The organism is Corallococcus sp. bb12-1, from assembly GCF_026626765.1.
Lineage (GTDB): Bacteria > Myxococcota > Myxococcia > Myxococcales > Myxococcaceae > Corallococcus > Corallococcus terminator.
In genome coordinates, this window is sequence record NZ_JAPNJZ010000018.1 from 825,938 (window position 1) to 839,566 (window position 13,629).

9 protein-coding genes are annotated in these 13,629 nt (G+C 70.7%); 4 read left to right on the forward strand and 5 right to left on the reverse strand.

The genetic code is table 11. From position 1 onward, the window contains the following. Positions 1–279 precede the first annotated feature (279 nt). A complete protein-coding gene (locus OV208_RS24070) occupies positions 280–2,322 on the forward strand; it encodes a DUF7151 family protein (protein ID WP_267576222.1) in 2,043 nt (680 codons plus the stop codon). 9 nt (positions 2,323–2,331) lie between these two features. Here OV208_RS24070 and OV208_RS24075 read toward each other — a convergent pair whose 3' ends face one another. Together OV208_RS24075 and OV208_RS24080 are read right to left on the reverse strand one after the other, a co-directional pair. Then, positions 2,332–2,907 carry an RNA polymerase sigma factor gene (locus OV208_RS24075; RefSeq protein ID WP_267576223.1) on the reverse strand — a complete coding sequence of 192 codons (576 nt, stop codon included), beginning with the start codon at positions 2,905–2,907 and terminating at the stop codon, positions 2,332–2,334. Positions 2,908–2,922: 15 nt separating this feature from the next. Next, positions 2,923–3,501 (reverse strand): hypothetical protein, encoded by a 579-nt coding sequence (locus tag OV208_RS24080; RefSeq protein WP_267576224.1) that lies wholly within the window; start codon positions 3,499–3,501, stop codon positions 2,923–2,925. Between the two features lie 119 nt (positions 3,502–3,620). Between OV208_RS24080 and OV208_RS24085 the strand changes: the two genes are divergently transcribed. Then, positions 3,621–4,082: a tetratricopeptide repeat protein gene (locus OV208_RS24085; protein WP_267576225.1), complete on the forward strand. Its 462-nt coding sequence runs from the start codon at positions 3,621–3,623 to the stop codon at positions 4,080–4,082. Here the strand turns inward: OV208_RS24085 and OV208_RS24090 are convergent. Then, entirely contained in the window at positions 4,079–5,518 is a 1,440-nt protein-coding gene (locus OV208_RS24090) for a sigma-54-dependent transcriptional regulator (protein ID WP_267576226.1), read from the reverse strand. The two genes, OV208_RS24085 and OV208_RS24090, sit on opposite strands and share 4 nt — an antisense overlap. After that, positions 5,515–6,975, reverse strand: coding sequence for a sensor histidine kinase (locus tag OV208_RS24095; RefSeq protein ID WP_267576227.1), 1,461 nt, complete (start codon positions 6,973–6,975; stop codon positions 5,515–5,517). Before OV208_RS24095 ends, OV208_RS24090 begins: the two co-directional genes overlap by 4 nt. 179 nt (positions 6,976–7,154) lie before the next feature. On the opposite strand from OV208_RS24095, the gene OV208_RS24100 reads away from it, so the two are divergent. Next, positions 7,155–8,090: an MBL fold metallo-hydrolase gene (locus OV208_RS24100; protein WP_267576228.1), complete on the forward strand. Its 936-nt coding sequence runs from the start codon at positions 7,155–7,157 to the stop codon at positions 8,088–8,090. A gap of 31 nt (positions 8,091–8,121) precedes the next feature. After that, positions 8,122–9,882, forward strand: a complete 1,761-nt coding sequence (locus OV208_RS24105; protein ID WP_267576229.1) for a M14 family zinc carboxypeptidase — start codon at positions 8,122–8,124, stop codon at positions 9,880–9,882. A gap of 138 nt (positions 9,883–10,020) precedes the next feature. Here OV208_RS24105 and cglD read toward each other — a convergent pair whose 3' ends face one another. Beyond that, positions 10,021–13,449 (reverse strand): adventurous gliding motility lipoprotein CglD, encoded by a 3,429-nt coding sequence (gene cglD, locus OV208_RS24110; protein WP_267576230.1) that lies wholly within the window; start codon positions 13,447–13,449, stop codon positions 10,021–10,023. Positions 13,450–13,629: the final 180 nt, after the last annotated feature.

A 13,629-nucleotide genomic window follows, 5' to 3' on the forward strand; every position in this document is an offset into this window, starting at 1 on the left:
CGCGGCACCCGGCGCGCTCTTACACATGCTTGAGACCATGGGGCGGACATGGAAGGGGCGCCCTGGGTTCCTCCCGATGGAGGCAGGGCAGTCAGCCGGGCCCTGCACAGCGGAGGACTTTTTCGATAGGACGTGGGCTCGCGGCAGGCCCCCAACGCCTGGAGTTCCAGGGCCTTGCGGGGAAGCATTCGCAATGCACAGCGGGAAATGGCCCGGATAATTCCCTCCCTCCGTATGGACAGGGAGGCGAGCCGGGGGCCCGAAGGGAGAGGGCAACGAATGCGACGCATCTGGGGGACCTGGGGGTTGGTGCTCGCCTTGATGGGCAGCGGCTGCGACGTCATCGACATCTCCAAGATCTCCCAGCGTGACGCGCGGACGCGGGTCCGCCCCGAGCCCGCCGGTGAGCACTGTCCCTTTGGCGGCCAGGCGGTCCTGACGGGGCTGGACCAGGACCGCGACGGGGAGCTGGACGACGCGGAGGTCACCGCCACCGACTACCTCTGCGACGACGCTCCCGCCCAGGTCCGCACCCGCACGCGGGCCGAACCCCACGGCGCGAACTGCGCCCTGGGAGGACAGGCGGTGCAGTCCGGCCTGGACCGGGACACCAACGGACAGCTCGACGACGCGGAGGTCACCGCCACCGACTACGTCTGCGCCACCACGGTCGCCAACGTGCTGGTGCGCGTGCGCCCGGTGGCCCCGGGCGCGAAATGTGCCCGGGGCGGGCAGGTGACCCACGCCGGCCATGACGTCAACGGCAACGGGCTGCTGGAGGACGCGGAGATTTCGCGCGAGGTCTACGGCTGCGACGAACCGGCCCCGGTGCTCGCGCGGGTGCGCGAGGTGCCGAGCTCCGTCGCCCCCTGCGACCGCGGGGGTTCGGTGGTGGAAGCGGGCGCGGACATGGACCTGGACGGGGTGCTGGACGCGGCGGAGATCCATGCCACCGCCTACGCGTGCGACGTGTCACCCGACCACGTGAAGCTGCAGCCGTACGCGGCCGAGCCCGGCGGCATGAACTGCGCCACCGGCGGCACGGCCGTGGCCGCCTTCGAGGACGGCGACGGAGACGGCGCGCCGGATGCCGGCGGCTTCAGGACGACGGTGTACGTGTGTCAGGTCTCCCGCCTGCACGACGGGAGCTTCGTGGTGGCCAGCGCCGTGGATCTCATCGCGCTCGAAGGTGTCGACCGCCTCCGGGGCGACCTGCGCATCGACGCGCCCACCCTCGCCGAGGCCTTCCTCCCCGTCCTGACCATCATCGACGGGTCCCTGACCGTGGTGGGCAACTCCAGCCTGAAGCGTCTGGGAATGACCAGCCTGCGCTCCATTGGCGGCAGCCTGGAGCTGCGCTCCAACGCCCGACTCGAAACGATGCAGTTGGGTGACAGCTCCCGGGGCCTGCTGCGCGTGGGGGGCAGCCTCATCCTCACGGACAACCCCATGATCACCTCGTTGCAGGGGCTGGCCGCGGTGGCGCCCACCGACAGCGTCACCCTGGTCGCGAACAACGCCCTGGAGGACCCCGGCCCGCTGCCCCACGTCGAGACCCTCCGGGGCACGCTCACCGTCGAGGACCATCTCCGGTTGGACCGGCTGCCCTTCTACAAGCTGACCCGGGTGGACGGCGACGTGCACCTCGTGAACAACACCCTGCTGCCGGGCCCCTTCGGACTGGAGAAGCTGGTCCGCGTGGACGGCCTGCTGGAGCTGAAGGAGAACGCCCACCTGGAGACCCTGAACCCGCTGGGACAGCTCACCTCCGTCGGCGCCCTGGAGATCATTGGCAATCCCAGACTCCCGAACACGAGCGGACTCGCCAACCTCCTCCGCGCGGGCCGCATCTTCCTCCAGGGCAACTCGGCGATGGTGTCCGCGGGCGACATGCCGGTGCTGGCGCAGGTCGAGCAGGGCTTCAGCGTGAGATACAATGAGGTGTTGCAGCGGGTGTACCGCCTGCCGAAGCTGCGCACCGCGAGCGCGGTGTCCGTCATCGGCAACGAGCGGCTGACCTCGCTGGAAGGCTTTGGACAACTGCCCGAGCTGGGCTCGCTGGAGGTGCTGGGCAACCCGAAGCTTGCGACCCTGGGGGAGTTCACGTCCCTGCGCGAGCTGGAGCGGCTCAACCTCCAGGGCAACGTGGAGCTCACGACCTTCGGCCTGGACGCGCTGACCCGCGTGGCGACGGACTTCGTCGTCGTGGGCAACCCGAAGCTGCCCACCTGCAAGGCCACCGCGCTCGCGACGAAGGTGTTCCAGGGCGACCCGGACGTCCTCCACATCGACATGAACGACAACACGGCCACCTGCCCCTGAGGAGGCCCGTCAGCGGCGGGGCTTGCAGGTGCAGTCCAGGCATCCGTGCGTCGCGCACGCGCCGCAGCCGCGCTCCAGCGAACGCTTGAGCGCGAGCCGCGCCCGGTGCAGCCGCACGCCCGCGTTGTTCGCGGTGATGCCCGCCTCGCGCGCCACGTCCGGCACCGCGCGCCCTTCCAGGTCCACCTGGCGCACCAGCTCCGCGTAGGACGGCTTGAGCGTGGGCAGCAGGTCCGCCAGGCACTCGCACACCACGCCCTTCAGCTCCACGTCCTCCGGGGCGGCCTGCGCGTCGCGCGCCTCCACCTCCAGCGCGCGCCCTTCGGCGGACTGCCTGCGGTGGTAATCGATGAGGGCGTTGCGCAGCAGGCGGTAGAACCACGCCACCGCGCCTTCGCCGTCGTGCAGCGCCCCACCCTTCTCCAGGGTGCGGGCGAAGGCCGTCTGGAAGAGGTCCTCCGCGACGGCCCGGCTTCCCACGCGCCGCTCCAGGAACGACAGGAAGCGGCGCTGGTGGGCCAGGAGGGCCGCCACCACGTCCTCGCGGTCCGGGGGTAGCCCAGCTTCTGGCCCTTCTGCATCCATGCGCTTTTCGACCGGCTACGGAGGGCCGTGGCCCTGGCGAACGGAGTTCAGCTCCACCGCCGTGGCGTAGATCTGCGCCCACGCGCGGTACTTGAAGCGGTTCAGCGCGCCCTTCTGGTCGTTCGCGTAGTCGAACATGTCATTGCGGAACAGCTTGTCCGCCGCCTTGCGGGCCTCCGGCTTCAGCGGCGTGCCCTTCTTCTCGAAGTAACGCAGCAGGTCATAGCCGTAGTCGTGCGTCTTGGCCGCCTTGTCAAACTCCTTGACCGGGCCAATCTGGCCAGGGACGGAGGCGTAGCCGAGCGGGTCCTGCATGCGCTGCCCGTGCGGCGTCTGGATGGCGAAGGGCTTGTAGCCCATCACCTGCTCGAAATCCGCCGGGGGCGGGATCGCGCCGGTGAGGTAGTCGTTCATCAGCTTGCCGTGGTCGCCCGGGGGGGCGGCCGTGACGGCAGCGGTGCGCTGGGTGGCGGCGGTGCCCGCCGAGAAGGAATCCTTCACCACGTTGCGCGCGGGCTGGGTCGCGGGGCGCGCGGAGGTGGAGGCCGTGCCGGAGGTCTGCGGGGGGCGGACGGGCTTGTTGCCGATGATCATGGGGGACCTTGAAGTGAAGACTTATCGATTTCTCGCGGATCGACTGCCCAAAGTTGCGGACGCCGCTCCAAAGTCGCGCAGAATGAGACAACGCGCCGCGTGGTGCACTGGAGGACGCCGTGGGAAGTGACCTGTACCGCCAGGGAATCGACCAACTGAATGCCGGCAACACCGCCGAGGCCCAACGACTCCTGGAGGAGGCGAGGAAGCAGGCGCCCGACTCCGTGGAGGTCCTGCACGGCCTCGCGTTGGTGCTGGATGCCAAGGGGGAGCGGGCCGCGTCCGTGGCCCTGCTGAAGGAAGCGCTCCAGCGCGACCCCACGGCGCCGGGACCGGCCTGTGACCTGGCCATGTTCCACCTGGAGCATCAGGAGGACGAACAGGCCGTGCGAGTCCTCACGCCGGTGCTGGCGGCGTCCCCGGAGCACCCCCAGGCGAACCTGGCCATGGCCATGGCCCTGGCGAAGACGGAGGCGGTCCGCGCGCGCACCTTCACGGCGCGGGCGATGAAGACCGCCGACGCTGAAGCGCGGGCGCAGGCGGAGGAGTTGGACAAGGTGCTCGCGAAGCACGTGGCCTAGGACGACTCGCCGCGCTTGAAGTCCTCCGTGCGCACGCCGTAGCGCTTGAGCAGGCGGTGCAGGCTCTCGCGCTCCATGCCCGCGCGCTCGGCCGCGTGGGTGACGTTGCCGGAGAACTCCTGCATCAGCGCGGTGAGGTAGTCGCGCGAGACGGCATCGCGCACCTGATCCACCGCCTCGCGGTAGGGCCGCTTCGCCAGCGCTTCCGTCGGGAGCGCCCCCGGCGTCGCGGCGGGACGCAGCGGGCCGGACTCCGGGGGCAGGTCCTCCGGGGTGATGCGCGGCCCGGCCGCCATCGCCACCGCGCGCGCCACCGCGTTCTGCAACTGCCGTACGTTGCCCGGCCAGGGCGCGGCGCTGAGCACCTGGAGCGCCTCCGGCGTGAAGCCCTCCAGCTCCGGCCGGTGCGCGGTGGACAGGAAGTGCATCGCCAGCAGCGGGATGTCCTCGCGCCGTTCGCGCAAGGAGGGCATCCGCACCGTCACGCCGTCCAGCCGGTAGTAGAGGTCCTCGCGGAAGCGCCCTTGCGCCACCTCCGCCGCGAGGTCCCGGTGCGTCGCGGCCACCACGCGCACGTCCACCGTCACCGGCGTGGTGGTGCCCACGCGGCGCACCTCCTTCTCCTGCAACGCGCGGTTGAGCTTCACCTGCACCGGCAGCGGCAGGTCGCCCACTTCATCCAGGAAGAGCGTCCCGCCGTGCGCCTCCTCGAAGAGCCCGGCCTTCGCGCCCGTCGCGCCCGTGAAGGCGCCCTTCGCGTGGCCGAACAACTCACTCTCCACCAGGTCCGCCGGCAGCGCGCCGCAGTTCACCGCGACGAAGGGCCTGTCCCGGCGCGGGCTCTCCCGGTGCAGCGCGCGGGCGGCCAGCTCCTTGCCCGTGCCCGTCTCGCCGGTGAGCACCACGGTGAGGTCGCGCGCCGCCACCTGCGCGAGCAGCGCGTGCGTCTTGCGCAGCGCGGGGCTGGTGCCGAGCAGCCCGTGGAAGTCCGGCATGCGCGCTGCGCGGGCCTGGAGCCCCGCTGCGTCCTTGCGTTGACGGCGGCGCTCCAGCGCGCGCGCCACCACCAGCGCCACCTCGTCCGGGTCGAAGGGCTTGGACAGGTAGTCGTACGCGCCCTCCTTGATGGCCTCCACCGCCTTGGGGACGCTCGCGTAGGCGGTGACGAGCACCACCTCCGTGTCCGGAGCGCTCCGCTTCACCTCGCGCAGCACCGTGAAGCCATCCGCGCCCGGCATCTGGATGTCCGTCACCACCACGTCGAACGCGCGCGTGGACAGCAGGGCCAGCGCCCGCGCTCCGTCCGGCGCCGTCGTCACCGCGTACGCGTCCCCCAGGATGCGCGCGAACAGCTTGAGCATGTTCTCCTTGTCGTCCACCACGAGGACCGCGGGCCTCGCGTCGGGCCCCTGTTCACGCGCGTCCGGGGTGCTCATGCCGCGGTCTCCTGTTCCCGCGAGGGCGCGGGCAGCGACAGCGTGAAGCGCGCACCGCCCAGGGGCCCCGTGTCCACGTCGATGCGTCCACCGTGCGCCTCCGCGATGGCCTGACTCACCGCGAGCCCCAGCCCCGTGCCGCCTGTCCGGGTGGTGAAGAACGGTTCGAACAGCCGCGCCCGCGCCTCCGCCGTCATCCCCGGTCCCGAATCCGACACCGCCACGCGCGCGGCGCGGGCCGCATCCACGTCGATGCGCACCTCCACCCGTCCGCCCTCCCCCGCCGCCTCCGCCGCGTTCTTCATGAGGTTGAGCAGCACCTGCCGCAACCGGGGCGGCTGCACCCACGCGACGCCTTCACCGTGGACCTCCACCGTCACCGGACCCAGGAGGGCGGACTCACGCAGGCGGGCCACGACGTCCTCGCACGCCTCGCGCAGCGCCACCGGCTCCACCGGCCCGCGCCCCGGCCGGGACAAATCCAACAGCCCCTCCACGATGTCCTGGCAGCGCACCGCCTCCTCCTCCACCACGCGCAGGTCCTCCGCGAGCGTGCCCTCCGCCCGCCGCTGCAACAGCCGCACGTACCCGAGGATGACGCCCAGCGGGTTGTTGATTTCATGCGCCACGCCCGCCGCCAGCCGGCCGATGCCCGCGAGCTTCTCGTGCTGGACCAACTGTGACTGGTGCTCGCGCAGCGCCCCCGTCATCCGGTTGAGCTGCGCGGCCAGATGGCCCAGCTCCCCCGGGTCATCCTCCGGGATGCGCACGTCCAGGTCCCCGCGCGCCAGCCGCGCCGCGCCCTCCGACAGCCGCGCCACCGGACGGGCCACCGAATTGCCGATGTAGACGCCCACGCCCGCCGCGAACAGCGTGGCCCCGCCCAGGAACAGCAGCGCCCAGCGGAAGCTGTCGCGCTCCACCGCGCCCACGTGCGCCTCGAACGCCCCCATCGACGCATCCCACCGCTCCGTCAGCCCATCCACTCGCGCCTGGATGCGCGACACCCACTCCAGGGCCCGCCCGTGGGCCGCCTCCGCCCCGCGCGCGTCCTTCGCCATCACCGCCGGCAGCAGCGCTTCCCGGTAGAGCACGTCCAGCGCGTCGCCCGCCTCCTGGATGTCCGCCACCGCCGCGCGCTCCTCCGGGTCACGGGCCTGCTCCGAAAGGCTGCGCGTCAGCGCCTGCACGCGAGCGCGGGCTTCGGTGTGGAAGTGCCGGTGGCTGTCATTGCCCAGGATGAGGGTGTGCGCCAGGTGCGCGTACTGGTCGCGCACCGCCGTGGCCAGCTCGCGCGCCTCCCGCGCCCGTCCGCCCACCTCGCGCAGGGCATGCGTGCCCTCATGGATGTCCGACAGCCGGCCGAGCGCATAGCCCGACGCCGCCGCGAACAGCGCCACCAGCGCGCCGAACGCGAGCAACAACCTGCGGGTGGTGGTGCCGGAGCCAGCGCGCATCGCGGGCCTTCTTATAAGGCCAGGACGAAAGGCCCGCGCGCCCTTCCGTGTCCTCCAGCGACGCCCCGGCGCGACCCGCACCTCATTCCCCTTGCGCCCCGACCCGCCAGCCGAGCATGACTCCACCTGAGAGGCGTGCGGGTCCATCCTCAAGGGATGCCCGACACGGGGAGCCACTCATGGCGATGCGCTTCAAGAACCTGGATGGCAGCGGACCGCACCCGTTCAACAATGTCTTCAAGTGGGCCGTGGTGGACAAGCTGTCGGGCAAGCGCCGCAAGTCGCCCGCGCGCGCGCCCGTGCCGCACGTGGAGCCGGACCTCGCGGTGCTCGCCACCCCACCCGCCCCGGGCGAAGGCGCGCGGCTGACGTGGCTGGGCCACGCGAGCTGGCTCGTGCAACTGGATGGCGTGTCGCTGCTCATCGACCCGGTGCTGCGCGACGCCATCAACGTCGTCATCCACCGCAACGTGCCGCCCGGCGTGCCGGTGGAGAAGCTGCCGCCCATCACCGCGAGCCTCGTGTCCCACAACCACTACGACCACCTGGACCTGCCCACCCTCAAGCAGGTGGGGGCCCGCGTCATCACCGGCCTGGGCCACGCGCCCATCTTCCAGGGCGAGGGTCTGCCCTTCAGCGAGCTGGACTGGTGGGAGTCCACGCAGGTGGGCCCCGTGCGCGTGCACTACGTGCCGTCGCAGCACTGGAGCCGCCGCGGCCTCAACGACGCCAACCAGATGCTGTGGGGCGGCTTCGTCGTGGAGGGCTCCAGCGCGCGCGTCTACCACTCCGGCGACACCGCCTACTTCCAGGGCTTCAAGGAGATTGGCGCCAGGTTCCCGCACCTGGACGCGGCGCTCCTGCCCATTGGCGCCTATGACCCGGCGTGGTTCATGCGCTTCCAGCACATGAACCCGGAGGAGGCCGTGCAGGCCTTCGAGGACCTGGGCGCGCTCGCGTTCTTCGCCATGCACTGGGGCACGTTCAAGCTCACCGACGAACCGCTCGAGGAGCCCCCCATCCGCCTGGACGCGGAGTGGCTGCGCCGGGGCTGGCCGCGCGACCGAGTGCACGTGCTGCCCGTGGGCGGCACGCACACCGTGCGCCAGGGTTGAGCCCCGGCGGGGCTTGTGTTCTCAAGCAGGCATGCTCCTGCCCACCCTCACCGCCCTGGTCCTCACGCAGGCACCACCCCTCACCTCCACTTCCGAGCAGAGCGGCTGGACGCGCACCGGCCGCTACGCGGAAGCGGAAACCCTCTGCCGCGCCTTTCCCAAGGCGTTCCCCGGCAGGGCGCGCTGCGACACGCTGGGCCTGTCCCCGGAGGGCCGCCCGCTGGTGGCGTTGGTCGTCAGCCAGGACGGCACCCTCACGGCGGACGCGGCGCGCAAGAAGCAGCGCCCCGTCGTCTTCTTCCAGGGCGGCATCCACGCGGGTGAAATCGACGGCAAGGACGCCGGCTACTGGCTTTTGCGCGACGCGCTCCAGGGCAAGGCACTGCCGGACGTGCTCAAGGGCGTCACGGCGGTCTTCGTCCCCGTCTTCAACCTGGACGGCCATGAGCGCTTCAATCCCAACCACCGCCCCAACCAGGTGGGACCGGAGGAGATGGGCTTTCGCACCACCGCGCAGAACCTCAACCTCAACCGCGACTACGTGAAGGTGGACGCGCCGGAGATGGCGCTGCTGCTCAAGTACCTCAACGCGTGGGATCCGCTCGTCTACGTGGACCTGCACGTCACCGACGGCGCCAAGTTCGAACCCGACGTGTCCGTCGCAATCGAGCCCCAGAAGTCCGGCCCGCCCGCGCTCCAGGCGCTGGGCACGAAGCTGGTCGCGGAGCTCTTCACCGGCCTCACCGCCCAGGGCCACCAGCCGCTCGGCTTCTACCCGTCCTTCATCCAGGACGACGACCCGACGAGCGGCTTCGCCTACGGCGTCCCCCCGCCGCGCTTCAGCCACGGCTTCTGGGCCATCCACCACCGCTTCGGCGTGCTGGTGGAGACGCATTCGTGGAAGACCCACGCCCAGCGCGTGAAGGCCACCCGCGACGTGATGGACGGCCTCTTGCGGCTCGTCGCCCGGGACGGCGCGGCGCTCCAGGCCGCCGTGAAGGCGGAGGACCAGAAGGCCATCTCCGGCCAGGTGCGCGAGGTGGTGCTCGGCTGGGAGAACACCGCGAAGCGGGAGACGCTCGCGTTCAAGGGCTACGCGTACGAGCGCACGCCGTCGGACATCTCCGGCCAGCCGTGGATCCGCTACGACGACACGAAGCCCCAGACGTGGACGGTGCCGTACGCGCCGGAGCTGAAGCCCGCGCTCACCGTGACGCTGCCCACGGGCGGCTACGTCGTCCCCGCGGGCCACGCCGCGTGGGTGGAGCCGAAGCTCGCCGTCCAGGGCATCACGTTCCAGCGCATCCCCCGCGCGGTGCCCGCCGCGAAGGTGGAGTCGTTCCGCACGAAGGACTTCCAGTTCCGCGCCCAGTCCAACGAAGGCCACCAGGGCCTCAGCGCGAAGGGCGACTGGAAGCCGGACACGCAGGACGTGCCCGCGGGCTCGCTCTTCGTGCCCGTGGCGCAGAAGAACGTGCAGCTGGTGGCGCACCTCTTCGAGCCTTCCGGCCCCGACTCGCTCCTCGCGTGGGGCTTCTTCAACGCCCACTTCGAGCAGAAGGAATACATCGAGGACTACGTCGTGGAGCCCTTCGCCCGGGAGCTGCTCGCGAAGGATGCGGGCGTGAAGGCCGCCTTCCAGGAGCGCCTGAAGGACCCCACCTTCGCCAAGGACCCGCACGCCCGCCTGCGCTTCTTCGCGGAGCGCCACCCGGCCTGGGATGAGCGCTTCGGCCTCTACCCCGTCTACCGCGTCGCCGGCCTTCCCCAGGCCGCTGGCGGGACGAAGTAGCGAAAGGAACGAAGAAACCCCCGACCCTCAGGCCCCGCGTGGGGACGTGAAGACCGGGGGCTTCGGGATGCAGTGCTTCAGTCACCGCCGCTCCCCCGGTCCGCGTGGCGCCGGGGGAGCGTCTTCATTCCAGCCGCATCAACCGATGGGCTTCTCGCAGGCGCACGCGCTGACGTTGCACGTGAAGCCCGGGGCGCAGCCGCCGCAGTCCGGCTGGCAGACGCAGGCGCAGAGGCCCGGGTCGGCCGCGAAGCCGGTGCCGCAGTTGAGCGCGCCCGTGTCGCAGACGCAGCCGCAGACGTTCGCGTTGTTGTCGAACTTGTAGCCCGCCGCGCAGGACGCGGACTGCACGCAGGAGCACGAGCAGGAGTTCGTGTTGCACGTCTCGAACGTGCCGCACTCGCCACCGCAGTCCGGCGCGCAGGTGAAGTCACACACGGCGCGGTCGGTGTTGCACACCTGGCCCGCGGGCGCGGTGCCGCCGCAGTCGGCCGGGCACTCGCACTTGTCGGTGACGCGGTTGCAGGCGAGCTTGCCCGTGCAGAAGTCCGCTTCGTTCGGGTTGTAGTACTGGGTGTCCGTCGAACAGGGCGGCGGGCTGCCGTTGGCGTTGTTCGAGCGGTCGATCCAGTAGCGGTACGACAGCGCCGCCTGCGTCTGACCGGACGTCTTGGGACGGCACGCGCCGTAGAACGAAACGGTGCGGTTGATGCCGTCCACGTCGAAGCCGTTGGTGCGGCTGCGCGGCAGGTCCCCGATGTTCGGGCACAGCGCGGGGTCCGCCACTTCGGCCACGGCCACCTTCAACGACGCGCCGATGGGCGGCTTGAGCGTCCGGTAACCCACCGAGGCGATGACGCTGTCCACGATGGCGTTGATGGTGTTGGTGATGGACGCGTTGTCCCGGATGCTGCCGGACACGCCGCCCGTGGCCTGGATGACGTCCAGGTGGCGCGGGGTCTTGTTGTCCTCACCCGCGTAGCAGGGGGCGCCATCCGGCGGGCAGATGATGCCGTGGACCTGGATGGGCTGCGCGGTGGGGTTGCTCGTCGTCCCGGACGTGGTGCCGGTGTTGAGGAAGTACGCCGAGTAGTTCGCGATGGTGTCCGTGGACTGGTCCTTCACATCCGTGAGGATGACCACCACCACCTTGGCGCCCGGACGCAGCTTCGTGTCCGCCGTCCCCGTGGACGCGGCCATGTCGTTGATGGCCTTGCGCGCCGCCTCCAGCGAACGCTCGCTGCCGTCACCGGCCAGGCCAACCCAGCACTGCGTGTTGGCCGCGCACGTGGTGTTCGGCAGGGGCGTGTACGTCGGGTTCTGGGTGGTTCCGCCCTGCACGGCGCACACGCTGTTGTTGCACACCGCTTTCTGGGTCAGCCACGCCTTGAACTGGTTGACGTTGGTGGTGAAGGGGCGCAGCACGTTGCGGTTGACGCTGTTGCCCACGGTGTAGCTGGTCGTCACCATGGCCAGGCGCCAGTCCAGCGTCGCGTTGCCCAGCTTGTTGGCCACCGCCGTGCCCGCGTTCGCCAGCGACGTCTGCGACGACGCCATGGAACCGCTGTCGTCCACGACGAAGAGGAAGTCCACCACCGCGGTGTTGCCGGTGAAGACCTCGCACTGCACCGCGTCCGCGTCGCCGAACTGCGCCAGCGCGGAACCGCCCGCCGTGTCCGCCAGGGTGAACAGGCTGCCCGCCTCGTTGTAGCGGGCCGCCGGGGTGATGGCGAGCACCACCACCACGCTCTGGTCGGAGCGGTGCACGTACTGCGCCTGGATCTTGAACGGACCGGAGATGCCGGCGTTGCCACCCAGTTGCTCCGTGGTGGAGGGCACGAGCGCCTTGGCCAGCGCGTTGGTGAAGACCTTCAGGTCCGTCGTGCCCGCGAGCGCGTAGCGGGACACCGCCGCGGGGAAGCCGTCCCACGTCGTGAACGTCTGGGTGAACTCCACGTCCGCCGGCGCCAGCATCGGCGTGCCGGTGCGGATGCCCGACTCGTCACCCGAGGGGGTGGTGGAGCCCGTCACCTGACCGCGCTTGTAGGCGATGAACGTCACCTGCTTGGTGTCGTCATAGCCCATCACGCCCACCGTCTGTCCGGAGGCCTTGATGTTGATCAGGTTGGCGGTCTTGAAGGTGTTGGGCAGCGCCAGCCGCATGTCCGCGCCGCTGTCCTCGCGGAACGTCACCGTGCGCAGGTTCTGCACGCTGCACGCCTTGCCCGCCGGCGTGTTGGCCGCGCCGTCCGCCGGGTTGTTCGGGTTCAACTCGCCCGGATCCACGCGACCGTTCTGGTCGGAGTCCTCCGCGCCGTCGGGGATGCCGTCACCGTCGGTGTCCGGCTTGTTGGGGTCCGTCTTCGTCGTGGGATCCGCGTCGCCCGTGTAGCCGCAGTTGTTGCGCGGGGCCGCGGCGGTCGCCACGCCACGCTCCACGCCGTCCAGCAGGCCGTCGCCGTCGGTGTCCGGGTTGGTGGGGTCCGTCTCGCCGGCCTCCACGAGGCCGTTGGAGTTGGGGTCTTCCCCGAGGAAGCCGTTGCGGCCGGCGCCGTCCTGGAGGCCGTCGCAGTCGGTGTCCGTCAGGCGCGGGTCCGTCTCACCGGAGTCCACGCGGCCGTTCTTGTTCTTGTCCTCGACGCCGTCCGCCACGCCGTCGCCGTCCGTGTCGGCCTTCGTCTTGTCCGTGCCGGTGGCGTCCTCCACCGAGTCCGGGATGCCGTCGAAGTCCGTGTCCGGGACGGACGCGGCGCAGTCCGCCACGCGCGGGTTCGTCTCACCCGGGTCGTGCTTGCCGTTCTTGTTCACGTCCTCCGCGCCGTCCGAGCAGGTGTCGCCGTCGGTGTCGGGCTTGAGCGGATCCGTGCCACTGGACTTCTCCAGGCCGTCCGGCAGGCCGTCGCCGTCGGTGTCGCGCAGGCGCGGATCCGTTTCGCCAGGGCTCACGGCGCCGCTCTTGTTCGCATCCTCCGTGCCGTCGGGCAGGCCGTCGCCGTCGGAGTCCGCGGTGTTGGGGTCCGTCTCCCCGAGGTCGCGCCTGCCGTTGCGGTTGGCGTCCTCCAGGCCGTCGTGCAGGCCGTCGTCATCCGTGTCCATCTTCACCGGCGACGTGCGCGTGGTGGGGTCCAGATCCGCGTGGAACAAACAGGTGGGGTCCACGCTGGTGGTGCGGCCTACTTCCACGCCGTCGCGGATGCCGTCGCCGTCGGTGTCGCGCAGGCCGGGGCTCGTCTTCAGCCCACCCGTGTAGACGGTGGAGTACTCCTCCTGGTCCGACAGGCCGTCGCAGTCCGAGTCCTTGGTGGCGTTGTTCGGATCATACGGGTCGGTGGGGACCTTGCCCGGGTCGGGGTCGGGGTCCAGGATGATGCCTGCGTCCTCGACGTAACCGGCATCGAAGCCCGCGTCGACTTCACCGGCGTCGGTGCTGGGGCCCGCGTCAGAGCCCCCGTCGACGACCGGGTCCGGGCCGGGGCCCGGATCGGGGTCTGGGTCAGTGCCGCCGCAGCCCGCAAGCAGCGTGGCCGCGAGCAGGGTGCCGGAGAAGAGTCGGATCCAATTGCGCATACGAGTTGGCACTCCGGGAAGGGGGGTTACGGAGAGCCCCAAGCATAGAGGGAGCCGAGCGGATTTCCGATGTAGGTGCTCCCCTGGTTGGAGGGACGCATCTCGATTTGGAAACTTTGCGTCCGCCGCTATCGCCTGTTTCCGACCGCACTGTCTGGACGTGGGAGAGGAGGGCTCGGT

Excerpts from the sequence above, each read along its gene's own strand:
- OV208_RS24070 (WP_267576222.1), top strand. The coding sequence starts at position 280 with ATGCGACGCATCTGGGGGACCTGGGGGTTGGTGCTCGCCTTGATGGGC.
- OV208_RS24075 (WP_267576223.1), bottom strand. The coding sequence starts at position 2,907 with ATGGATGCAGAAGGGCCAGAAGCTGGGCTACCCCCGGACCGCGAGGAC.
- OV208_RS24080 (WP_267576224.1), bottom strand. The coding sequence starts at position 3,501 with ATGATCATCGGCAACAAGCCCGTCCGCCCCCCGCAGACCTCCGGCACG.
- OV208_RS24090 (WP_267576226.1), bottom strand. The coding sequence starts at position 5,518 with ATGAGCACCCCGGACGCGCGTGAACAGGGGCCCGACGCGAGGCCCGCG.
- OV208_RS24095 (WP_267576227.1), bottom strand. The coding sequence starts at position 6,975 with ATGCGCGCTGGCTCCGGCACCACCACCCGCAGGTTGTTGCTCGCGTTC.
- OV208_RS24100 (WP_267576228.1), top strand. The coding sequence starts at position 7,155 with ATGGCGATGCGCTTCAAGAACCTGGATGGCAGCGGACCGCACCCGTTC.
- OV208_RS24105 (WP_267576229.1), top strand. The coding sequence starts at position 8,122 with ATGCTCCTGCCCACCCTCACCGCCCTGGTCCTCACGCAGGCACCACCC.
- cglD (WP_267576230.1), bottom strand. The coding sequence starts at position 13,449 with ATGCGCAATTGGATCCGACTCTTCTCCGGCACCCTGCTCGCGGCCACG.